Here is a 22237-nt window from a genome sequence, read left to right on the forward strand (position 1 = left end):
ACACATGAGTTTCAAGGCAAGTTAAGTGCCACTAAGCAGTGGCACTTAAGTTGGAGGCTTATATATAACCTACCGGCATTTATTTAATTAGATAAATACCGATAGGCTATATACAGAGTTATAACGCGCCGCGCAGGCCCGATGCAGTCAGGGCCGCGGGGCGTAGGCAAACACGTCGGCCCGCATTTGGTGGGCATCCATCCCGGCACTCACCAGCGCATCCAGGGTGGCGTAGATCATCGCCGGCGAGCCGCTGGCATAAACGTGTACCGCCGACAGGTCGGTAATATCCTCGCACACCGCTTCATGCAGCATGCCGCAGCGCCCCTCCCAGCCACACAGGTCGCTGACCACTTTGTGCAGGTAGAGGTTGGGCAGTTGCTGCCACTCGTTCCATTCTTCGATCCGGTAGAAATCTTCCGGCCGGCGCACGCCCCAATACAGGTGTACCGGATGCTTGAAGCCCGTGGCTCGACAATGTTCGATCAGGCTATGCATCTGCGCCATGCCAGTCCCGGCGGCGATCAAGACCAGTGGCCCGTCGGGCAGCTCCGCCAGGTGGGTATCACCGAAAGGCAACTCGACACGCACGATACGATTGCGCTGCAACTGCTCCATGAGGCTTTGCGCACTGTTCTCACGCACCAGCACATGCAGCTCCATATCGCGGCCGCAGTGGGGCGCCGAAGCCAGGGAAAAGGCCGATTTCTCGCCATTCTCGCGCTCCAGCATCAGGTACTGGCCGGCGTGGTAGCGCGGCGGCTTGCCAGCGGGCGCGCGCAGCCAGACCCGCCACACATCGCCACCGACTTCCACACACTCAATGACCTGACACGACAGGCTGCGCACTGGCAGTTCTCCCAGCGCAAGGACGCCATCCCACAGCACGATGCAGTCTTCCAGCGGCTCTGCAATGCAAGTGTAGAACTCGCCGTGATCACGCACGTCGCCAGCTTGCTGCACGCTGCCCTCCACCAGCAGCGCCGCACAGACATGACAGTTGCCATTGCGGCAGCTCTGCGGGCATTCACAGCCCAGGCGCCGCGCCGCATCGAGAATCCGCTCGCCGGGCAGCGTCTCAAGCACGGCTCCGGAGGGCTGCAAGGTTACACGCATCAATCTATTCCTAATTGATTCCAGATGGCATCGATCCGGCGGGTGACCGCCTCATCCTTGACGATGACCCGGCCCCACTCTCGGGTGGTTTCTCCAGGCCACTTGTGAGTCGCATCGAGCCCCATCTTCGAACCCAGGCCAGACACCGGCGAGGCGAAGTCGAGGTAGTCGATCGGGGTGTTGTCGATCATCACCGTGTCGCGCTTGGGGTCCATGCGCGTGGTGATGGCCCAGATCACATCGTTCCAGTCCCGGGCATTGATATCGTCGTCGGTGACGATAACGAACTTGGTGTACATGAACTGTCGCAAAAACGACCAGACACCCAGCATCACGCGCTTGGCGTGGCCCGGGTACTGCTTCTTCATGGTCACCACCGCCATGCGGTAGGAACAGCCTTCGGGCGGCAGGTAGAAGTCGGTGATTTCCGGAAACTGCTTCTGCAGGATCGGCACGAAGACCTCGTTCAGCGCGACGCCGAGGATCGCCGGCTCATCGGGCGGGCGGCCGGTGTAGGTGCTGTGGTAGATCGGCTTGATGCGGTGGGTGATGCGCTCCACGGTGAACACCGGGAAGCTGTCGACCTCGTTGTAGTAGCCGGTGTGGTCGCCGTACGGGCCTTCATCGGCCATCTCGCCGGGATGGATCACCCCTTCAAGGATGATTTCAGCCGTGGCCGGAACCTGCAGGTCGTTACCGCGGCACTTCACCAGCTCAGTGCGGTTGCCCCGCAGCAGGCCGGCAAAGGCGTATTCGGAAAGGCTGTCCGGCACCGGGGTCACGGCGCCGAGAATGGTCGCCGGGTCCGCGCCTAGCGCCACCGACACCGGGAACGGCTGGCCCGGGTGCTTCTCGCACCACTCGCGGTAATCCAGCGCGCCGCCGCGGTGGCTCAGCCAGCGCATGATCACCTTGTTGCGGCCGATCACCTGCTGACGATAGATACCCAGGTTCTGCCGGTCCTTGTTCGGGCCCTTGGTCACGGTCAGGCCCCAAGTGATCAGCGGGCCGACATCGCCCGGCCAGCAGGTCTGCACCGGCAGCATGCCAAGGTCGACGTCGTCGCCTTCGATCACCACTTCCTGGCACACCGCATCCTTGACCACCTTGGGCGCCATGGAAATGATCTTGCGGAAGATCGGCAGCTTGGACCAAGCGTCCTTGAGCCCCTTGGGCGGCTCCGGCTCCTTGAGGAACGCCAGCAGCTTGCCGATCTCGCGCAGTTCGCTGACCGCTTCGGCGCCCATGCCCAGGGCCACGCGCTCGGGGGTGCCGAACAGGTTGCCGAGCACGGGGATGTCATAACCGGTGGGGTTTTCAAACAGCAGGGCCGGGCCTTTGGCACGCAAGGTGCGATCGCAGACCTCGGTCATTTCCAGCACTGGGGACACCGGAACCTGGATGCGCTTGAGTTCCGAGCGCTGTTCCAGGCCGCTGATAAAGTCGCGCAAGTCGCGATACTGCATGCGTGAGCCTCGTTTTCGCCGTGGCATTCGGGGCAGGCAGTTTAGCGCCGAACCCACAGGTTCAGAATAGAGAATGTCAGATAGCAAAAAGCCGGGTTTCCCCGGCTCTTGCTGGCCTGATCGATTTACTTGCGTTTCATCGACAGGAAGAACTCATCGTTGGTCTTGGTCTGTTTCAACTTGTCGACCAGGAATTCGATGGCAGCGACTTCATCCATGGGATGCAGCAGCTTGCGCAGGATCCACATGCGCTGCAGCTCGTCGTCGGCGGTCAGCAACTCTTCGCGGCGGGTGCCGGAACGGTTGATGTTGATGGCCGGGAAGACGCGCTTTTCAGCGATCTTGCGGTCCAGGGGCAGTTCCATGTTGCCGGTACCCTTGAACTCTTCGTAGATCACTTCATCCATCTTCGAGCCGGTTTCAACCAGCGCGGTGGCGATGATGGTCAGCGAGCCGCCTTCCTCGATGTTCCGCGCGGCGCCGAAGAAACGCTTCGGTTTCTCCAGGGCGTGGGCATCGACACCACCGGTCAGGACCTTGCCGGAGCTCGGGATCACGGTGTTGTAGGCACGGGCCAGACGGGTGATGGAGTCCAGCAGGATCACCACGTCCTTCTTGTGTTCGACCAGGCGCTTGGCCTTCTCGATCACCATCTCGGCCACTTGCACGTGGCGGGTTGGCGGCTCGTCGAAGGTGGAGGCGACCACTTCGCCGCGCACGGTGCGCTGCATTTCGGTCACTTCTTCCGGACGCTCGTCGATCAGCAGCACGATCAGATGAACTTCAGGGTTGTTGCGCGTGATGTTCGACGCGATGTTCTGCAGCATGATGGTCTTGCCCGCCTTTGGCGGAGCAACGATCAGACCACGCTGGCCTTTACCGATCGGGGCGCACAGATCGATCACACGACCGGTCAGGTCTTCAGTGGAACCGTTGCCGGCTTCCATCTTCATGCGCACGGTCGGGAACAGCGGCGTCAGGTTTTCGAACAGAATCTTGTTCTTGGCGTTCTCTGGGCGGTCGTAGTTGATGGTATCGACCTTGAGCAGCGCGAAGTAACGCTCGCCTTCCTTGGGAGGGCGGATCTTGCCAACGATGGTGTCACCGGTGCGCAAGTTGAAGCGACGGATCTGGCTTGGCGAGACGTAGATATCGTCCGGGCCAGCGAGATAGGAGGCGTCAGCAGAGCGAAGGAAGCCGAAGCCGTCCTGGAGGATCTCCAGCACGCCATCACCGGAGATTTCCTCACCGCTTTTCGCGTGCTTTTTCAGCAGGGAGAAAATCACGTCCTGCTTGCGCGAACGGGCCATATTTTCTATGCCCATCTGTTCGGCCAATTCGAGCAGTTCGGTAATCGGCTTTTGCTTGAGTTCAGTCAGATTCATATAGGAATGACGTAATCATTTATAGAGGGGGGAAATTAAGCTTTTGGCTTAATGAGGCCGCGCCGCAGAGAAGGCGACAGGATCGCGTACTAATTCGAAAAGGAGAGCGTCGGCGACGGCTTGCAGGGGGCAATGGAGAAACCAGTGCGGGGCCGAATGTAACACTTGAGTTTCGGAGCGTCTAGCCCTCAATTACGAAAAAGCCCCGCATTTTGCGGGGCTTTTCCAGGGCACTGAAAATCGACGCTTAGATGTTGGCGTCGAGGAAGGCAGCCAGTTGCGACTTCGACAGTGCGCCAACCTTGGTAGCTTCGACGTTGCCGTTCTTGAACAGCATCAGGGTCGGGATACCACGCACGCCATGCTTGGCCGGGGTTTCCTGGTTCTCGTCGATGTTCAGCTTGGCAACGGTCAGCTTGCCCTTGTAGGTTTCAGCAATTTCGTCCAGAACCGGAGCGATCATTTTGCATGGGCCACACCACTCGGCCCAGTAGTCGACCAGTACAGCGCCTTCGGCTTTAAGTACGTCGGCCTCGAAGCTGGCGTCGCTGACGTGTTTGATAAGATCGCTGCTCATGGAATTCTCCAGGTTGTAAGCAAAAAAACGTGGCCCATCATATCTGCCCTTCCCGCGTTCAGGAAGCCGGAGATGATTGACTCTAACTATGGTGCCCCACGAGTTTGGGTATAGCTCAGCTGGGGACTTTGCGCGGGTTGCACAGGCCATTCGGCAACCCCGGCCGGCACCGCGCACCTGTTGCAGCAGGGTCTTTGCCTGGCTGCCAAGGAGCGGCTCGCCCGATTGAACGGGATCTTTACTGGCCAGGGAACCGCCGGCCCACCGCCCCGGCGCAGGCTTTTATGCGTTGAATCAACGCATTGGACACTGCGCGTTGGCGCGAGCCGTTGATCGTGGCAGGATGGCGAGGTTATCGACCGAGACCCCCAACCATGCCCCAATCCCAAGCCAAGAATCTGTCCCTGATCGCCGCGATCGATCTGGGCTCCAACAGCTTTCACATGGTCGTGGCCAAGGCCCGGAACGGTGAAATCCGCATTCTCGAGCGGCTCGGAGAAAAGGTTCAACTGGCCGCCGGCATCGACGAAGAACGCCAGCTCAACGAAGAATCCATGCAGCGCGGTCTCGACTGCCTCAAGCGCTTCGCCCAACTGATCAACGGCATGCCCCAGGGCACGGTGCGCATCGTCGGCACCAACGCCCTGCGCGAAGCCCGCAACCGCGGCGAGTTCATTCGCCGTGCCGAGGAAATCCTCGGCCACCCGGTGGAAGTCATCTCCGGCCGTGAAGAAGCCCGCCTGATCTACCTCGGGGTGTCCCACACCCTCGCCGACACCCCAGGCAAGCGCCTGGTGGCCGACATCGGCGGCGGCAGTACCGAATTCATCATCGGCCAGCGCTTCGAACCCCTGCTGCGCGAGAGTCTGCAGATGGGCTGCGTAAGCTTTACCCAGCGCTATTTCCGCGACGGCAAGATCACCCCTGCCCGCTATGCCCAGGCCTACACTGCCGCGCGCCTGGAGATCATGAGCATCGAACATGCCCTGCATCGCCTGACCTGGGACGAAGCCATCGGCTCGTCCGGAACCATTCGCGCCATTGGCCTGGCCCTCAAGGCTGGCGGCCAGGGCAGCGGCGAGGTCAACGCCGAAGGGCTGGCCTGGCTCAAGCGCAAGCTGTTCAAGCTCGGCGACGCCGAGAAGATCGACTTCGAAGGTATCAAGCCCGACCGCCGAGCGATCTTCCCCGCCGGCCTGGCAATTCTCGAAGCGATCTTCGACGCCCTGGAACTGCAACGCATGGATCACTGCGAAGGCGCCCTGCGTGAAGGCGTGCTCTACGATCTGCTGGGCCGCCATCATCACGAAGACGTCCGTGAACGCACCCTCAGCTCGCTGATGGAGCGCTACCACGTCGACCTGGAACAAGCCTCGCGCGTAGAAGGCAAGGCCCTGCGCGCCTTCGACCAAGTTGCCGCGGACTGGGACCTGGAAGACGGCATCTGGCGCGAACTGCTGGGCTGGGCGGCCAAGGTCCATGAAGTGGGGCTGGACATCGCCCACTATCACTACCACAAGCACGGTGCCTACCTGATCGAGCACTCGGACCTGGCGGGTTTCTCTCGGGAAGACCAGCAGATGCTGGCTCTCCTGGTGCGCGGCCACCGCCGCAACATCCCCAAGGAAAAATTCGCCGAGTTCGGCGACGACGGCATCAAGCTGATCCGGCTGTGCGTGCTGCTGCGTTTCGCCATTCTCTTCCATCACATCCGTGGCACCCAGCAGATGCCTCAGGTGAGCCTCAGCGCCCTGGGCGATCAGCTGGACGTGGAGTTCCCGGAAAACTGGCTGGATGAAAACCAGCTGACCCAGGCCGACTTCGCCCTGGAGGCCGAATGGCTGACCCGGGTGGGCATCGTGCTCAACGTCAACTGACCCTGCCACGGAGCTGCAGGAGCCGGCTTGCCGGCGAAAAGGCCGCGAACCCTTGCATCGCCCTCAGGGGCGCCTTCGCTGGCAAGCCAGCTCCCACAGTTATTGCAAGCCGCACAAAAAAGGCCAGCCCGGTGATCGGGCTGGCCTTTTTATTATCGGCGACGCCTGACGCGCTTAGCGCACCGGCAGCACCGGGCTGCCAAGGCGCTCCAGCAGGGTTGCCTGGGCACTGCGCGGGTTCTGGTTGCCGGTCGGCGTGTTGCGGATATAGCGGCCGTCGGACTGCAGGCTCCAGCTGTGGGTGTTGTCGGTGAGATAGCTCTCCAACTCTTTCTTGACCCGCAGAATCAGCTTCTTGCCCTCCACCGGGAAGCAGGTTTCGACCCGCTTGTCGAGGTTGCGCTCCATCCAGTCGGCGCTGGAAAGGAACATCTGTTCCTCGCCGCCATTGAGGAAGTAGAACACCCGGGTGTGCTCCAGGAAGCGGCCGATGATCGAGCGCACGTGGATGTTGTGCGAGACCCCGGCAATGCCCGGACGCAGGCAGCACATGCCACGCACCACCAGGTCGATGCGCACGCCCGACTGGCTGGCCTTGTACAGCGCGCGAATGATCTTCGGATCGGTCAATGAGTTGAACTTGGCAATGATGTGCGCCGGTTTGCCGTCCAGGGCGAACTGAGTCTCCCGGGCGATCATGTCGAGCATGCCCTTCTTCAGGGTGAACGGCGCATGCAGCAACTTCTTCATGCGCAGGGTCTTGCCCATGCCGATCAGCTGGCTGAACAGCTTGCCCACGTCCTCGCACAAGGCATCGTCGGAGGTCAGCAGACTGTAGTCGGTGTACAGACGGGCGTTGGCCGCGTGGTAGTTGCCGGTGCCCAGGTGCGCATAACGCACGATCTCGCCGGCTTCGCGACGCAGGATCAGCATCATCTTGGCGTGGGTCTTGAACCCCACCACGCCGTAGATCACCACCGCACCGGCCGCCTGCAAACGGCTGGCCATCTGCAGGTTGGACTCTTCGTCAAACCGCGCACGCAATTCGATCACCGCGGTGACCTCCTTGCCGTTGCGCGCCGCGTCCACCAGGGCGTCGACGATCTCCGAGTTGGCGCCGCTGCGGTACAGGGTCTGGCGCACTGCCAGCACATGCGGGTCCTTGGCAGCCTGGCGCAGCAGGTCGACCACCGGGGTGAAGGATTCGAACGGATGCAGCAGCAGGATGTCCTGCTTGCAGATGACGCTGAAGATGTTCTCGCTGTTCTGCAGCAGCTTGGGGATCTGCGGAGTGAACGGGGTGTATTGCAGCTCCGGGTGGCTGTCCAGGCCGGTGATGCTGAACAGCCGCGTCAGGTTCACCGGGCCGTTGACCTGGTACAGCTCGGTCTCGTGCAGGTTGAACTGCTTGAGCAGGTAGTCCGACAGGTGCTTGGGGCAGGTGTCGGCCACTTCCAGGCGCACCGCGTCACCGTAGCGACGGGAGAACAGCTCGCCTCGCAGCGCACGGGCCAGGTCTTCGACGTCCTCGGTGTCCACTGCCAGGTCGGCGTTTCGGGTCAGGCGGAACTGATAGCAGCCTTTTACCTTCATGCCCTGGAACAGGTCATCGGCGTGGGCGTGGATCATCGACGAGAGGAATACATAGTTGTCACCAGGACCGCCGACTTCTTCCGGCACCTTGATGATCCGCGGCAGCAGGCGCGGCGCGGGGATGATCGCCAGGCCCGAATCGCGACCGAAGGCGTCGATGCCTTCCAGCTCGACGATGAAGTTCAGGCTCTTGTTCACCAGCAATGGGAAAGGGTGCGTCGGGTCCAGGCCGATGGGGGTGATGATCGGCGCGATCTCGTCGCGGAAATAGCGGCGAACCCAGGTCTTGAGCTTGGTGGTCCAGTAGCGGCGACGGATGAAACGGATCTGATGTTTTTCCAGTTCCGGCAACAGGATGTCGTTGAGGATCGCGTACTGGCGGTCGACATGCCCGTGCACCAGTTCGCTGATGCGCGCCAGCGCCTGGTGCGGCTGCAGGCCGTCGGCACCGGCCTGTTCGCGAGCGAAGGTGATCTGCTTTTTCAGGCCCGCCACGCGGATCTCGAAGAACTCGTCCAGGTTGCTGGAGAAGATCAGCAGGAACTTCAGGCGCTCCAGCAACGGATAGGACTCATCCAGTGCCTGCTCCAGCACGCGGATGTTGAATTGCAGCTGCGACAGCTCGCGGTGGATGTACAGGCTGCTGTCATCCAGGTTGGGAATGACGATGGCCGGTGCCTGTTGCGTCTCGGCCACCGCGGCCGGGGCCACTGGCTCCAGTTCCGGCGGGGTCTCCACCACTTGCTCGACCACCGGCTGAGCTTCTTTTACGGCAACTTCTGAGAGTCCTTCAGTATTCATCGCGTGTTCCTGGGAGGGCTATTTTTGCTCTCGTAACAATTGAGCAGCACGAACGGCAAAGTAAGTCAGGATGCCATCGGCACCTGCACGTTTAAAAGCGGTCAGGGATTCAAGAATAACCCCCTCACCCAACCAACCATTCTGGATTGCTGCCATGTGCATGGCGTATTCGCCGCTGACCTGATAGACAAAGGTCGGCACCTTGAATTCATCTTTGACCCGCCAGAGGATGTCCAGGTACGGCATGCCCGGCTTGACCATGACCATGTCCGCGCCTTCGGCGAGGTCCGCCGCCACTTCATGCAGGGCTTCCTGGCCGTTGGCCGGGTCCATCTGGTACGAGGCCTTGTCGGCCTTGCCCAGGTTCAGCGCCGAGCCCACCGCATCGCGGAAGGGGCCGTAGTAGGCGCTGGCGTACTTGGCCGAGTAAGCCATGATGCGCACGTTGACATGCCCGGCCAGTTCCAGGGCCTCGCGGATCGCCTGGACCCGCCCGTCCATCATGTCCGACGGTGCCACCACCTGGGCGCCGGCCTCGGCATGGGACAGGGCCTGGCGCACCAGGGCGTCGACGGTGATGTCGTTCTGCACATAACCCTGTTCGTCGAGGATGCCGTCCTGGCCATGGGTAGTGAACGGGTCAAGGGCAACGTCGGTGATCACCCCCAGGGCCGGAAAGCGTTCGCGCAGGGCGCGGGTGGCACGCTGGGCGATGCCGTCCGGGTTCCAGGCCTCGGCCGCATCCAGGGACTTGAGCGCCCCGGGCGTCACCGGAAACAGTGCCAGTGCCTGAATTCCCAGTTCGACCCAGCTCGCCGCCTCTTCCAGCAGCAGGTCGATGGTCAGGCGCTCGACCCCGGGCATCGAAGCCACCGCCTCGCGGCGATTCTCACCCTCGAGCACGAACACCGGCAGGATCAGGTCATCCACGCTCAGGCGGTTTTCCCGCACCAGACGGCGGGAAAAATCATCGCGACGGTTGCGTCGCAGACGAGTGGCTGGAAACAGACGGTTGGCGGGGGTAAAGCTCACGGCGGACTCCAGGGCTCGCGCTGGCGGACGAGCGGGACAGTTATAAGCGGGCATTATGACGAACAGATGACAGTTGTGCTCAAGCTGTTGACCGGCAGCAACACTCATTGTCATTGGCCGGATTGTTCACGTCGAGACACATTTCGATACTTTCCCGAACGTCGTCGAAGGGGTAGGCTGCGCGTTCATTTCGCCAGCATCCAGACAATGCTCCAACAATTTCTTCAGGATTTCGGCTACTTCGCCCTCTTTCTCGGCACGTTTTTCGAAGGCGAAACCATTCTGGTTCTTGCCGGATTTCTCGCGTTCCGCGGATACATGGATATCAACCTGGTGATGGTGGTTGCCTTCTTCGGCAGCTACGCCGGTGACCAGCTGTGGTACTTCCTGGGGCGCAAGCATGGCCGCAAGCTGCTGGCGCGCAAACCGCGCTGGCAAATGATGGGTGACCGGGCGCTGGAGCATATCCGCAAGCACCCGGATATCTGGGTACTGAGCTTTCGCTTCGTCTACGGGCTGCGCACCGTGATGCCGGTGGCCATCGGCCTGTCCGGCTATCCGCCGGGCCGCTACCTGCTGCTCAACGGTATCGGCGCAGCGATCTGGGCCATAGCCCTGGCCCAGGCGGCCTACCATTTCGGCGCAGTCATGGAAGGCATGCTCGGCAGCATCAAGAAGTACGAGCTGTGGGTGCTGGGCGCCCTGCTGGTCCTGGGTTTCGGCCTGTGGCTGCGCCGGCGCTTCAAGAACGCACGCCTGGCCAAGCAGATCTACGAAGCCGAACAGGCCTCCGCCCGGGAACCTAAGACGCCAGCCGAGTAACACGCGAGCCGCAGCAATACAGCCCGCAGACACTCAGCAGGCTGTAGCTGCCCAGCGCGCCCCAGGCCAGGGGGCTGGCCGGCCACAGACCGACCAGCGGCGCCAGCCGGTGCGCATGAACCAGATCCGCAGCTTGTCCCGCACATGCTCGGTGCGCCGGGCATCATTCCAGAGCTGGGCATAGAACTGCAGATTGGCCCACAGCGGGTTCCAACTGGCCAGCGGGGTCGTCACGCCGAACACCACGGGCTCGTTGTCGTCCTCTTCCTGGTAGGTGCCGAACAGCCGGTCCCAGAGAATGAACACCCCGCCGTAGTTGCGATCCATATAAAGAGCGTTCTGCGCGTGATGGGCCCGGTGATTGGAGGGGGTCACGAAGAACCATTCATACCAGCCCAGCTTGCCGATGTGCCGGGTATGCACCCAGAACTGATACAGCAGATTGAGGGCTGCCACTGTGACGAACACCACCAGCGGCACCCCGAGTACCGCCAGGGGCAGATAGAAGATCCAGCTCAACAGGAAGCCGGTGCTGGTCTGGCGCAGAGCCGTGGAGAGGTTGTAGTCCTCGCTCTGGTGGTGCACCGAGTGAGCGGCCCAGAGGATATTGCGTTCATGACCGCAGCGATGCAGCCAGTAGTAGCAGAAGTCGTACAGGACAAAGGCCCCGATCCACACCCAGAGGCTGTGCGCCGGCAGCTCGAACAGCCCCCAGTGCTGGAGGGCGAAGGTATAAGTGACCAGGCCCAGCCCCTTGGTCAGCAGGCCCGTGGTGGTGGACAACACGCCGGTGCTGATGCTATTGACCGCATCGGCAACCCGGTAGTTATTCACTCCCCGCCAGCGATCGGCCAACAATTCAGCAACAATCAACACAAAGAAAAACGGCACCGCATAGAGGATGAGGTTCATGGCGCGACCCGATCGATATCGATAACCAAGATTAGGTCCGACGACTCCATCCCCCTATGGCCAGGTGTGACAAACAGGCGGACATTTAGCGCCATGAATCTGGAGAAAAACCCATGAGCAAAAAAGTTGCAGTGATCCTTTCCGGTTGCGGCGTGTTCGACGGCGCCGAAATCCACGAAAGCGTGATCACCCTGCTGCGCCTCGACCAACGCGGCGCCCAGGTGCAGTGCTTCGCCCCGAACATCCCCCAGATGCATGTGCTCAACCACCTGACCGGCGAAACCATGGCCGAGACCCGTAACGTGCTGGTGGAATCGGCGCGCATCGCCCGGGGTGAGGTCAAGGACCTGCGTGAAGCCCGCGTCGAAGACTTCGATGCGCTGATCATTCCCGGTGGCTTCGGGGCAGCCAAGAACCTCTCCAGCTTCGCCACCGAAGGCGCTGCCTGCACAGTCCAGGCCGACGTCCTGGCCCTGGCCGAAGCCTTTGCCGAAGCCGGCAAGCCGGTGGGCCTGATGTGCATCGCCCCGGCCATGGCCGCGAAGATCTACGGCCCCGGCGTGACCTGCACCATCGGCAACGATGCCGACACCGCAGCCGCCCTGGGTAAGATGGGCGCCACCCACGCCGAATGCGCAGTGGGCGAGATCATCGAAGACAAGGCGCGCAAACTGGTGAGCACCCCCGCCTACATGCTGGCGAAATCCATCAGCGAAGCGGCCTCGGGCATCAACAAGCTGGTGGACCGGGTGCTGGAGCTGACCCACGAAGGCGACAAGTGAGCCTCTAGCGAGCGCCCCTCAGGCCTGGCGCGCCAAGCGCGTCAGGATGCGGTCCAGGGCGTTGGCGAAGGCCTGTTTTTCCCGGTCGCCATAGGGCGCTTGCCCACCACTGACCTGCCCCTGTTCACGCAGGTCGGTAAACAGGTTGCGCACCGCCAGGCGCTCGCCCATGTTCTGTGCGTCGAACTCCTTGCCCCGCGGGTCCAGGGCCGCCACGCCCTTTTTCACCAGGCGGTCGGCCAGCGGCACGTCACTGCAGATCACCAGTTCACCGGGCACTGCGTGCTCCACCAGGTAATCGTCGGCGGCATCCGGGCCGCTGGGCACCACGATCAGCCTGACGCAGGCGAAGGCCGGCTTGATCTGCGCCTGTCCGGCCACCAGCACCACTTCGAACTGGCGCTTCAGGGCGAAGCGCACTATTTGATCCTTGGCCGCCTTGGGGCAGGCATCGGCATCGATCCAGACACGCATTGAATGTTCTCCCTCCAGAATGCAGAACGGGCAAGCCGCCCCTTCAGGAGCGGGCTTGCCCGCAATCAACTACGCCGGCTCAGGAAGCCTGCACGCGGCGCTTCTCACTCATGCGGCTGCGGCTGTAGAGCACCACGATCGCCAGGATCGCCACCGCCTGGGCACCCAGCGAGTAGGCGTCGGCATGAATACCCAGCCAGTCGAAGTCGAAGAACGGCACTGGCCGCGTACCGAAGATACCCGCTTCCTGCAACGCCTTGACGCCGTGCCCGGCGAACACCACCGACAAGGCGCAGAGCAGTGCCGCGTTGATGCCGAAGAACAGCGCCAGGGGCAGCTTGGCCGAGCCCCGCAGGATCACCCAGGCCAGCCCCACCAGCAGCACCAGGGCGGTGGCGCCACCGGCCAGTACCGCGTTGTGCCCGGCAGGGCCGGCCTGCAGCCACAGGGTTTCGTAGAACAGGATCACTTCGAACAGCTCGCGATAGACCGAGAAGAACGCCAGCACCGCAAAGCCGAAACGCCCGCCGCCGCCCACCAGGCTGCTCTTGATGTAGTCCTGCCAGGCCGCCGCATGCCGGCGGTCATGCATCCACACCCCGAGCCACAGCACCATGACACTGGCGAACAGCGCGGTGGCGCCTTCGAGCAGTTCACGCTGGGAACCGCTGACATCGATCACGTAGGCCGCCAAGGCCCAGGTACCCAGGCCGGCCAGCAAGGCCAGTCCCCAGCCGACGTTGACACTGCGCACCGCCGATTGCTGGCCGGTATTACGCAGGAAGGCGAGGATGGCCGCCAGCACCAGGATCGCTTCCAGGCCTTCGCGCAGCAGGATCAGCAGGCCGGAAATAAAGCTCAGAGACCAGCTCAGGCTGTCGCCGCCCAGAAGCTCGGCGGACTCCTTGAGCTTGGCCTTGGCCGCGTCCAGACGCTGCTCGGCCTGGGCCACCGGCAAACCGTCCTGCAACGACTGCCGGTAGGCCATCAGGGCCTTTTCGGTGTCTTTGCGGACGTTGGCATCGACGTTGTCCAGGGAGCTTTCTACCAGCTCGAAACCTTCCAGGTACGCCGCTACCGACAGATCGTAGGCCTGTTCGTGATCACCGCTGCGATAGGCCGCCAGGCTCTTGTCCAGGGTCGATGCGGTGTAGTCCAGCAACTGCGCCGGCCCCCGCTTGACCTGAGGCGGCTGGGCCCGCTGGGCGCGGAAAGTCGCTGCTGCCTGAGGGCCCTGGGCGGCCAGTACTTCACCCGGTGTCTGCCGGGCCAGGTCGGCCAGATTGAAGCTCTGCTCGCCCTTGGCGGCCGCAGGGTCGGCGCTGAAACTGGCGATGTAGGTGGCCAGGTCCCAACGCTGGCGATCATCCAGTTGATCAGCGAAGGACGGCATGTCGGTGCCTTCCACGCCCAACCCCAGGGTGTTGTAGATGGCATACAGGCTCAGGCGATCGAGACGTTCGGCATCCCGCAGGTTGGCCGGTGGTGGGGTCATGCCCACGCCCGCCGGACCATCGCCGGCGCCCTGCTCGCCATGGCACACCGAGCAGTGCTGGGCGTACAACGGCGCGCCACGGGTCGGATCCGGGGTGATGATCGGCGCCTGGCTGACCTCATAGGCTACCGCCAGCCGGGCCCCCATCTGCCGCGCCTGGCGAGCTACCTGATTGCCATCGACGCGGTCATCCACCGCTTTGCGCAGGTTGACAACGCCTTGCTCCAGTTCAGCCTTTTCCGGTTTGGCCGGAAGATCGGCGATCAACCCCTGCAGGACGCCGAGAAACTCCACCTGCTCACGGTACTCGGACTCGTCAATGACCTTGCCCCCCTCGACCGTGGCGGGATAGTCCGCGCCAATGTAATCCAGCAGATGCAGGGCCTTGGGCGCGCCGTCGACGGTATCGGCCAGCAGGTTGAAGCTGAAAAGCGCCAGCACCGGCAACACTAGCAACGCCAGTAAACGGGAAGGGGCAATCATGAATAAATCTCAAAGGGAAATAAGAAGTAACATATTGTTCCCTCCCAACGAGTTTCACTCAAGGCTTATCAGCCCCGCTGAAACATCTTCGCTCACAGGCCACCAGCCTCACGCCCAGCTAGCACCCGCTCCCCTGCGTGCGCAAAGTGTCCAAGCCCCTGGGCGAAGACGTCACCCGGCAGTTGGGTCGTGACAGCTGCGAGCAACCGCGCCAAGCGCCGATGCGCAACAACCAGCCGCCGGACACGGCGCCAGTGATCCTGCGCTAAACCGCACGCAAACGAAAAAGGCGACCCGGTGGGTCGCCTTTTCTTGTTCCTGCAAACCTAGGCCGCCGCTTTGCGGATAGTTGCCAGAAAACCCGCAGCGCCGAGGAACAGGCCGGCGAAGGTGCGGTTCATCCGCCGCTGCTGGACCGGGGTGCGCAACAGGCGCAGGACCTTGGACGCCAGCCCCGTATAGCCGGCCATGACGATCAGGTCGACCACGATCATGGTGGCGCCGAGAATCAGGTACTGCTTGACCAGGGGGGCATGGGGGTCGATGAACTGCGGCAACACCGCCAGCATGAACACCAGCGCCTTGGGGTTGCTGATGTTTACCAGGAAACCGCGAAACACCAGGGCCAGGGGTTTGCCGATGGGGCGAATGGCGGCGTCATCACTGAGGTCGCTGGGCAGCGCGCGCCACTGCTTGACCGCCAGGTACACCAGGTAGGCGACACCGAACCACTTGATGGCATAGAAGGCAGTGGCAGAGGCCGCGAGAATGGCCCCGACACCGGCCGCGACAATGGCAATCTGCATGGCCAGGCCCAGTTGCAGCCCCAGGGCGTTCCAGTAGCCGCGCCAGAAACCGTATTGCAGGCCGCAGGACATCGACGCAATGGCGCCGGCGCCCGGAGAAAGACTGATTACCCAACTGGCGGCAAAGAACGCCAGCCATGTCTCAAGCACCATCGCACACCTCGGATCGAATTGGTCGTGACTGCCTAAGCTAATCCTCCGCTTGGCGGCTGACCATATTTTTTTCGCCCAAAGGTGATGCAACGGCTACAGAGGAAGGGGTTACTTTTCGCCGCTGCCCACGGGCAGCACATCAGTGCCACGCCAGCGGCGCACCGAGCGCTGGAAGAACAGGCTGTTGGGCACCTGGACCATGGCGCTGCCGGTGCCGGCTTCCTCGGCTTCGATCAGGGTGGTGTACAGCAGGTTGATCGCCACGACCCGGCCCTTGACCCCAGGCTTGTCGACGGTGTCCACCAGCTCCACCACGTCACCCAGGCGGAACGGACCAACCGTGAAGATCAGGATCGCGCAGAGCAGGTTGGAGAGCACGCTCCACATGGCGAAGAAGGCCACCGCCGCCACGGCGACGAAGCCTGAAAGGGCGGTCCACAGCACCGTGGCGGAAACCCCCAGCCGCTCCAGCACGAAGATCACCGCGCTGCCCATGATCAGCCAGCGCAGGCCGCCCCGCAGGGGCATCAACAACTGCGGCGGGAACGGGTAGCGCTCGCCCAGGCGGGTCAGGCCACGGGCCACGAAGCGCTGGGCCAGGTAGCCCGCCAGGAGGATCAGCAGGATCTGCACGCCAATCCACAACGGGCCGATCCACTGGGCCGGCAACGGTAATTGCAGCGCCTCCATCAGGACAGCGCCTCCAGCTCGGCCTGCATGCTTTCCAGCAGTTCCAGGGCCTCCATCCAGGCTTCTTCCAGCTCGGACTCACGGGTCTTGAGCTTGGCCTGCTCGGCCAGCAGATCCCGCAACTCATCCTTGCGCGCAGCCTCGTACAAACCGCTGTCGCCCAGGCTGGCCTCGATCTTGGCCAGGCGCTCATGCACCTTGCCCAACTCGGCTTCCAGCTTGTCGGCCTCGCGCTTGTGCGGTGCCAGTTGCTGACGCAACGCCGCGGCGGCCTGGCGCTGGGCCTTCTTGTCGGTCTTGTCCGGGTTCACCGGTGTGTTGCTGACCGGGGCATTGCGCTGGCGGTAATCCACCAGCCAACGGGTGTAGTCGTCCAGGTCGCCGTCGAACTCTTCGACCTTGCCGTCGGCCACCAGGAAGAAGTTGTCGGTGGTGCTCTTGAGCAGATGGCGATCGTGGGAGACCACCAGCACCGCACCACTGAACTCTTGCAGGGCCATGGTCAGGGCCAGGCGCATCTCCAGGTCCAGGTGGTTGGTGGGTTCGTCGAGCAGCAACAGGTTGGGCCGCTCCCAGGCGATCAGGGCCAGGGCCAAACGGGCTTTTTCACCGCCGGAGAAGTTCAGCACCGGCTCGTCGATCCGTGCGCCGCGGAAGTCGAAACCGCCGAGGAAGTCGCGCAGGGTCTGCTCGCGCTCGGTGGGCGCCAGGCGCTGCAGATGCAGCAAGGGGCTGGCCTTGGAGTCCAGGGAATCGAGCTGATGCTGGGCGAAGTAACCGACAACGGTGTTCTCGCCCCGGGTCAGGCGCCCGGACAGCGGCTGGAGTTCGCCGGAGAGGTTCTTGATCAGGGTCGACTTGCCGGCGCCGTTGGGCCCCAGCAGGCCGATCCGCGCGCCCGGAGTCAGCTGCAGCTTGACCTTCTCCAGGACCGCACGCTCGCCATAGCCCAGGCGGGCATCGGAGAGGTCGATCAGCGGGCTGGAGATCTTCGTCGACTCACGGAAGGTGAAATCGAAGGGCGAATCGACGTGTGCCGCCGACAGCTCCTCCATGCGCTCCAGGGCCTTGATCCGGCTCTGTGCCTGCCGGGCCTTGGTGGCCTGGGCCTTGAAGCGGGCGATGTAGCTTTCCATGTGCGCGCGCTGCGCCTGCTGCTTCTCGTAGGCTTGCTGCTGCTGGGCCAGACGCTCGGCACGGGCGCGTTCGAAGGCGCTGTAGCCACCGCGATAGAGGGTGATCTTGCGCTGGTCGACGTGGGCCACGTGATCGACCACGGCATCAAGGAAGTCCCGGTCGTGAGAGATCAGGAGCAAGGTGCCGGGGTAACCCTTGAGCCACTCTTCGAGCCAGATGATGGCGTCGAGATCCAAGTGGTTGGTAGGTTCGTCGAGCAGCAGCAGGTCCGAGGGACACATCAGCGCCTGCGCCAGGTTCAGGCGCATCCGCCAGCCCCCGGAGAAGTCGCCGACCTGACGGTCCATCTGCTCGTTGGTGAAACCCAGGCCAGCCAGCAGCTTGCGCGCCCGCGCGTCGGCGGTGTAACCGTCGGCGCTGTCCAGCTCGGCATGCAAGCGCGCTTGCGCGGCGCCGTCCTGGGCCGCTTCTGCAGCGGCCAGGTCACGCTGCACCTGGCGCAGGCGCAAGTCGCCGTCGAGCACATAGTCCACCGCCAGGCGCTCGAGGGTATCGACCTCCTGGCGCATGTGGGCGATGCGCCAGTCGGCCGGCAGGAAGCAGTCACCCGAGTCCGGGTGCAGCTCACCGCGCAGCAAGGCAAAGAGGCTGGATTTGCCGGCGCCGTTGGCACCGATCAGGCCGGCTTTCTGGCCGGCGTGCAGGGTTAGCTCGGCGTCTTCTAGCAGACGTTGCGGGCCACGCTGTAAAGTCAGGTTCTGAAGTCGAATCATAATGGCGGCGGAGTCTACCAGCTTCGTTAGCAACTGGCGCGAGTAGCAATATGTCCCCTGACCTGTGGAGCTTTGCCCTGAAGACCTACGCCCTGCCCGGTGTGCAGGAGGCCTGCCTGCAGCTGCAGGATGGCGGGGCCAATGTCTGTCTGCTGCTCTGTGGCGCCTGGCTTGGCCAAAGGGGGGTCGACTGCGATAAGCAGCGCCTGCAAGCGCTCGAAGAGTTGGCTGCGCCCTGGTATCAGGAGGTGGTCGAACCCCTGCGCAAACTGCGGATTGAGTGGCGAGCCGCCGCGGCCAGCGACGTGCAACTGAGCACCTTGCGCGAACAACTCAAGGCCCTGGAGCTGGATGCCGAACGGCAGTTGCTGCTGCGTCTGCAGGAAGGGGCACGAAAGTGGCCCGAAGCTCAGGCCCGGAGCCTGAATGACTGGCTGGAAGGACTGGCGGCCGAAGCCGCCGTCCGGAACCGCAATGCGCTGCAGGTACTGCGCATCGCGGTGGCCGGCGCTTAGGAAGCGCTGGAAGGGTTGCTGGCTGGAGCCGACGCAGGAACAGCAGGTGCACTTGCAGCTGGTGCCGGCGAGGCAGCCGGAGCAGGAGTTGCAGGCTTGGCCGCTGCGGGCGCGGGAGCTGCAGGTTTGGCAACTGGAGCAGTTGGCTTGGCTACAGCAGGCTTGGCGGCTGCGGGCTTGGCAGCAGGCTTTTTCGCGGCCGGCTTGGCAGCGGGTTTTGCTGCGGGTTTGGCGGCAGCAGGCTTGGCGGCAGGCTTGGCCGCCGATGCCGCGGCTGGCTTGGCAGCTGCAGGTTTGCTCGCGGGTTTGGCCGGAGCTTTTGCAGCGGCGGGTTTCGCTGCTGGTTTAGCGGCCGGTTTGGCGGCAGCCGGTTTAGCCGCAGCGGTCTTGGTGGCAGCAGGTTTCGCTGCTGGCTTGGCGGCTACGGGCTTGGCGGCAGGTTTAGCAGCTGGCTTGGCCGCAGCGGCTTTGGTCGCAGGCTTCGCAGCGGGCTTGGCGGCTGGCTTGGCAGCTACCGGTTTGGCAGCCGCCGCTTTGCCGGCAACAGGCTTGGCCGCTGGTTTGGCAGCAGGCTTGGCGGCTGCGGTTTTGGCCGCGGCGGGCTTGGCTGCACTGGCAGCAACAGGCTTTTTCGCCGCCGGCTTGGCAACAGGTTTGGCCGGTGCCTTGGCAGCAGGCTTGGCCGCTGGTTTTTTAGCTGCTACCGCTGCCGGCTTGGCATCACGAGAGCTCAATGCCTTGCCTACCGCTTCCTTCACACGACCCACGCCTTGAGCCAGTTTCAGGCTTTCCTGGGCATCGCGCTTGAGTTGCAGAATGTAGCTGCGGGTTTGTGCCTGACGCTCTTTCAGGGCGTCCAGCAAATCTTCGAGTTCCTTGACCGCGGTCTTCGCCTTGGCTTGTGCCTTGGCCTTGCCGGCCGCCGCAGCGTCCTGCAGTTTGGTGCGCGATTTGTGCAGTTTTTCCTGCGCCTTGCCCCGTTGTTTTTCCAGCTTGGCGAGCAGTTTTTCAGCATCAGCCAAGGCTTGGGAACAAGCGTTTTCCAAATGTTCGAGCAAGCTGCCCGACAGCTGTTGGAGCAAATGCAACGGAGTATTTACAGGCTTCTTATTGGCCGACATGGTTTACCTCCTGGCTGACGTGAGTTGCGGCTCATACTAGACCTCTGCTGCTACCGCCGCTAGGGCATGTTGACAGTATCGAAAGCCTGGCGTTGCAGCCGAACGAAAATGTTCTTCGCCCCCATCGAAGTTGCTCACCAACGAGCGCTTTGTCGCTGGCATAATCCACCGCAACTCAGGCCGGAGAGTGCCCATGTCGCGTTACCTGTTTTTATCCTTGAGCCTGTTCTTGCCACTGGCTCAGGCGGCTGCCGAAGCACCATCCAACAACGCTCACGATCTTGCCTACAGCCTGGGGGCAAGCCTCGGTGAGCGCCTGCGCGATGAGGTGCCCGACCTGCAGATCCAGGCCCTGGTCGAAGGCTTGAGGGCCGCCTATCAAGGCAAGCCTCTGGCGCTGAAAAGCGAACGCATCGAACAGATCCTTGCCGAGCACGACGCACAGATCAGCGAACAGTCGGCCAAGTCTCAGACAGAGATCGCGCTGAAAAACGAACAGCGCTTTCTCGATGAAGAAAAGGCCAAGCCCGGGGTCCGCCAACTGGCAGACGGCATCCTGCTGACCGAGTTGAGCCCTGGCAGCGGCAACAAGGCCAGCCCCAACGGCTCGGTCCAGGTGCGCTACACCGGGCGCCTGCCAGACGGCACCGTGTTCGATCAGACCCAGCAGCCGCAATGGTTCCGCCTCGACAGCGTGATCGCCGGCTGGCGTAGCGCACTGTCGCAGATGCCCACCGGAGCCCGGTGGCGCCTGGTAATCCCGTCGAACCAGGCCTATGGCACCGAAGGCGCCGGGGACCTGATCGCGCCCTACACCCCACTGGTGTTCGACATCGAATTGCTCGGTGTCGCTGGCTGAAGCGCCACAACGAAAAACGGCACGCCGAGGCGTGCCGTTTTTCCTGGTAGGTTCCTGTTCTCAGGCCTGAGCCACAGCTTCCTGCTTGTGGGCGTTGTGCAGCACTTCGATCAGACAGTCTTCCAGCTCGAAGCGTTCGTGCAGCAGGCCACCGAGTTCCTTGAACTTCTGCGCCACGCACTGGCCGGCGTCGCACAGGTCATTGAACGCCAGAAGCTTTTCGGTGATCACGTCGATGCGTGGGTAGAGGGTGTCGGCCAACTCCAGCCCGCGCTTGTCGCCAAACGCCTTGGCTTCGCTGGTCAGCTGTTCGTAGATTTCAAAATGGCCGGCGGAAACGTAGTCCACCAGGATCCCGCAGAATTCCTGCAGCGGCTTCTTGCTCTCACTCAGTGCCTCGGGCTCCGCGCCCAGCGCATCATAGGCTCGAACCAGTTCGTGACGCTCCTGCAACCAGCGGTCGATCAGCAGATGCACTCCACCCCAGCGTTCCTGAGCATTCTGACAACTTTCGAGCATGGTGATCTCTCTTCCCTTATGGGTCATGCCGCTTGCCCGCCGCTCCTTTCTGGAGACTCTGGATCCGGTCAGGCACAACAGCATCGAGCAACATAATTCCAGTGACAGGTGCGGGCCAGATTATGCCCGCTCGACTACAGCATCAAGGTACGCAGGAGATAAAGTTCATACAAGCGTTTAATCCCCGCCCTCCTGCCAAACACTGACTCAGGGCAACGCCACGGCCTTGCGCACGCCCCGTAGCTGACGCCACAGGCGGTAGCCGCTAAAGATCAGCATGATCACGAAAAACAGCAGGCTCCACTCCGGCAAGCTCATGTCCAGCAGGGTCCAGGTGACCTCAGCGCAATCGGAGGTGCCCATGAAAGTCAGCTTCAACGCCTGCCACCAGGACAGCTGGCGGAGCATGAAGGACATGTCCGGCAGGCAGGCCAGCAACTGTTCGGAGGGAATGTTCTGCAACAGCACATGGCGTCCCGCGCTGACCACCCCCAGCAGGCCCAACAGCAGGTTGAGCCCCCAGTAGACCGCCCGCCCCACGCGCCCAGGCCCCTGGATCACGGCCAGCAGATTGACCCCACCCAATGCCAGCAACAGCAGGCGCTGCACGCCCCACAGCGAACAGGACTCGAGGCCGCCACCCGTTTGCAGGTTGAACGCCGCCCACGAGGCCAAGGCCCCCACCAGGAACACCAGGGAGAACAGCAAGCGGGAGCCGGCCAGCGACATGAGATATCCGTAACGGGAGAAACAGGCAGCCACGGTAGAGAAAGCGCTCGCTGCTTTCAAGAAGCGCTATGTCGCAACTGATCGACAACAGCGCCGCAGGTACAACAGCAAAAGGGCCGG

General features: G+C 62.7%; 19 protein-coding genes and 2 pseudogenes. 6 read left to right on the forward strand and 15 right to left on the reverse strand.

Going from position 1 to position 22237, the window contains the following annotated elements:
- Positions 1-147: 147 nt before the first annotated feature.
- The 4 genes from ABCR88_RS31620 to trxA all read right to left on the reverse strand — a co-directional run bounded on the left by ABCR88_RS31620 (position 148) and on the right by trxA (position 4544).
- The gene (locus tag ABCR88_RS31620; RefSeq protein WP_350403850.1) at positions 148-1116 is read right to left on the reverse strand and encodes a CDP-6-deoxy-delta-3,4-glucoseen reductase; all 969 of its coding nucleotides are present in this window, start codon (positions 1114-1116) and stop codon (positions 148-150) included.
- On the reverse strand, positions 1116-2582 hold the full coding sequence (gene ubiD, locus ABCR88_RS31625) for a 4-hydroxy-3-polyprenylbenzoate decarboxylase (protein WP_011064155.1): 1467 nt from the start codon (positions 2580-2582) through the stop codon (positions 1116-1118). The genes ABCR88_RS31620 and ubiD overlap by 1 nt, the downstream gene beginning before the upstream one ends.
- Positions 2583-2707: 125 nt before the next feature.
- Positions 2708-3967 carry a transcription termination factor Rho gene (rho, locus tag ABCR88_RS31630; RefSeq protein ID WP_011064156.1) on the reverse strand — a complete coding sequence of 420 codons (1260 nt, stop codon included), beginning with the start codon at positions 3965-3967 and terminating at the stop codon, positions 2708-2710.
- 247 nt (positions 3968-4214) lie between these two features.
- Positions 4215-4544 carry a thioredoxin TrxA gene (gene trxA, locus ABCR88_RS31635; RefSeq protein WP_003206727.1) on the reverse strand — a complete coding sequence of 110 codons (330 nt, stop codon included), beginning with the start codon at positions 4542-4544 and terminating at the stop codon, positions 4215-4217.
- Between the two features lie 374 nt (positions 4545-4918).
- Here trxA and ppx point away from each other — a divergent pair, with 374 nt between their 5' ends.
- Positions 4919-6421, forward strand: a complete 1503-nt coding sequence (gene ppx / locus ABCR88_RS31640) for an exopolyphosphatase (RefSeq protein ID WP_011064157.1) — start codon at positions 4919-4921, stop codon at positions 6419-6421.
- Positions 6422-6595: 174 nt separating this feature from the next.
- On the opposite strand, the gene ppk1 is transcribed toward ppx, so the two are convergent.
- Together ppk1 and hemB are read right to left on the reverse strand one after the other, a co-directional pair.
- Positions 6596-8815 (reverse strand): polyphosphate kinase 1, encoded by a 2220-nt coding sequence (gene ppk1 / locus ABCR88_RS31645; RefSeq protein WP_350403853.1) that lies wholly within the window; start codon positions 8813-8815, stop codon positions 6596-6598.
- Between the two features lie 18 nt (positions 8816-8833).
- A complete protein-coding gene (hemB, locus tag ABCR88_RS31650; protein ID WP_350403854.1) occupies positions 8834-9847 on the reverse strand; it encodes a porphobilinogen synthase in 1014 nt (337 codons plus the stop codon).
- Between the two features lie 207 nt (positions 9848-10054).
- On the opposite strand from hemB, the gene ABCR88_RS31655 reads away from it, so the two are divergent.
- Positions 10055-10669, forward strand: a complete 615-nt coding sequence (locus tag ABCR88_RS31655; RefSeq protein ID WP_011064160.1) for a DedA family protein — start codon at positions 10055-10057, stop codon at positions 10667-10669.
- Here the strand turns inward: ABCR88_RS31655 and ABCR88_RS31660 are convergent.
- Positions 10650-11581 (reverse strand): annotated as a pseudogene (locus ABCR88_RS31660) (sterol desaturase family protein). The gene ABCR88_RS31655 and the pseudogene ABCR88_RS31660 sit on opposite strands and share 20 nt — an antisense overlap.
- A gap of 113 nt (positions 11582-11694) precedes the next feature.
- Here ABCR88_RS31660 and elbB point away from each other — a divergent pair.
- Positions 11695-12363: an isoprenoid biosynthesis glyoxalase ElbB gene (elbB, locus tag ABCR88_RS31665; RefSeq protein WP_015637442.1), complete on the forward strand. Its 669-nt coding sequence runs from the start codon at positions 11695-11697 to the stop codon at positions 12361-12363.
- 18 nt (positions 12364-12381) lie between these two features.
- Here the strand turns inward: elbB and ABCR88_RS31670 are convergent, their stop codons facing one another.
- Positions 12382-12837, reverse strand: coding sequence for a YaiI/YqxD family protein (locus tag ABCR88_RS31670; RefSeq protein WP_350403855.1), 456 nt, complete (start codon positions 12835-12837; stop codon positions 12382-12384).
- A gap of 79 nt (positions 12838-12916) precedes the next feature.
- Positions 12917-14815 carry a cytochrome c/FTR1 family iron permease gene (locus tag ABCR88_RS31675; RefSeq protein WP_041120360.1) on the reverse strand — a complete coding sequence of 633 codons (1899 nt, stop codon included), beginning with the start codon at positions 14813-14815 and terminating at the stop codon, positions 12917-12919.
- Between the two features lie 137 nt (positions 14816-14952).
- Between ABCR88_RS31675 and ABCR88_RS31680 the strand changes: the two are divergent.
- A pseudogene (locus ABCR88_RS31680) lies at positions 14953-15084 on the forward strand (penicillin-binding protein activator LpoB); the annotation flags it as partial.
- 57 nt (positions 15085-15141) lie between these two features.
- Here the strand turns inward: ABCR88_RS31680 and ABCR88_RS31685 are convergent.
- From ABCR88_RS31685 to ABCR88_RS31695, 3 genes are all read right to left on the reverse strand, one after another.
- On the reverse strand, positions 15142-15774 hold the full coding sequence (locus ABCR88_RS31685; RefSeq protein ID WP_011064164.1) for a LysE family transporter: 633 nt from the start codon (positions 15772-15774) through the stop codon (positions 15142-15144).
- A 108-nt stretch (positions 15775-15882) separates the two neighbouring features.
- Positions 15883-16464, reverse strand: coding sequence for a mechanosensitive ion channel family protein (locus tag ABCR88_RS31690; RefSeq protein ID WP_011064165.1), 582 nt, complete (start codon positions 16462-16464; stop codon positions 15883-15885).
- Positions 16464-18374 (reverse strand): ATP-binding cassette domain-containing protein, encoded by a 1911-nt coding sequence (locus tag ABCR88_RS31695; RefSeq protein WP_011064166.1) that lies wholly within the window; start codon positions 18372-18374, stop codon positions 16464-16466. Before ABCR88_RS31695 ends, ABCR88_RS31690 begins: the two co-directional genes overlap by 1 nt.
- Positions 18375-18424: 50 nt before the next feature.
- Between ABCR88_RS31695 and ABCR88_RS31700 the strand changes: the two genes are divergently transcribed.
- Positions 18425-18889 (forward strand): TIGR02444 family protein, encoded by a 465-nt coding sequence (locus tag ABCR88_RS31700; RefSeq protein WP_011064167.1) that lies wholly within the window; start codon positions 18425-18427, stop codon positions 18887-18889.
- Here the strand turns inward: ABCR88_RS31700 and ABCR88_RS31705 are convergent.
- Entirely contained in the window at positions 18886-20010 is a 1125-nt protein-coding gene (locus tag ABCR88_RS31705) for an AlgP family protein (RefSeq protein ID WP_081007171.1), read from the reverse strand. The two genes, ABCR88_RS31700 and ABCR88_RS31705, sit on opposite strands and share 4 nt — an antisense overlap.
- Before the next feature lie 193 nt (positions 20011-20203).
- Between ABCR88_RS31705 and ABCR88_RS31710 the strand changes: the two genes are divergently transcribed.
- The gene (locus ABCR88_RS31710) at positions 20204-20869 is read left to right on the forward strand and encodes an FKBP-type peptidyl-prolyl cis-trans isomerase (RefSeq protein WP_015637447.1); all 666 of its coding nucleotides are present in this window, start codon (positions 20204-20206) and stop codon (positions 20867-20869) included.
- Positions 20870-20929: 60 nt separating this feature from the next.
- Here the strand turns inward: ABCR88_RS31710 and ABCR88_RS31715 are convergent, their stop codons facing one another.
- Positions 20930-21388, reverse strand: a complete 459-nt coding sequence (locus ABCR88_RS31715) for an Rsd/AlgQ family anti-sigma factor (protein WP_011064170.1) — start codon at positions 21386-21388, stop codon at positions 20930-20932.
- Positions 21389-21595: 207 nt separating this feature from the next.
- Positions 21596-22117: a disulfide bond formation protein B gene (locus ABCR88_RS31720; protein WP_236186500.1), complete on the reverse strand. Its 522-nt coding sequence runs from the start codon at positions 22115-22117 to the stop codon at positions 21596-21598.
- Positions 22118-22237 lie beyond the last annotated feature (120 nt).

It is taken from the genome of Pseudomonas sp. W17, from assembly GCF_040268305.1.
In the GTDB taxonomy this organism is placed as follows: domain Bacteria; phylum Pseudomonadota; class Gammaproteobacteria; order Pseudomonadales; family Pseudomonadaceae; genus Aquipseudomonas; species Aquipseudomonas protegens.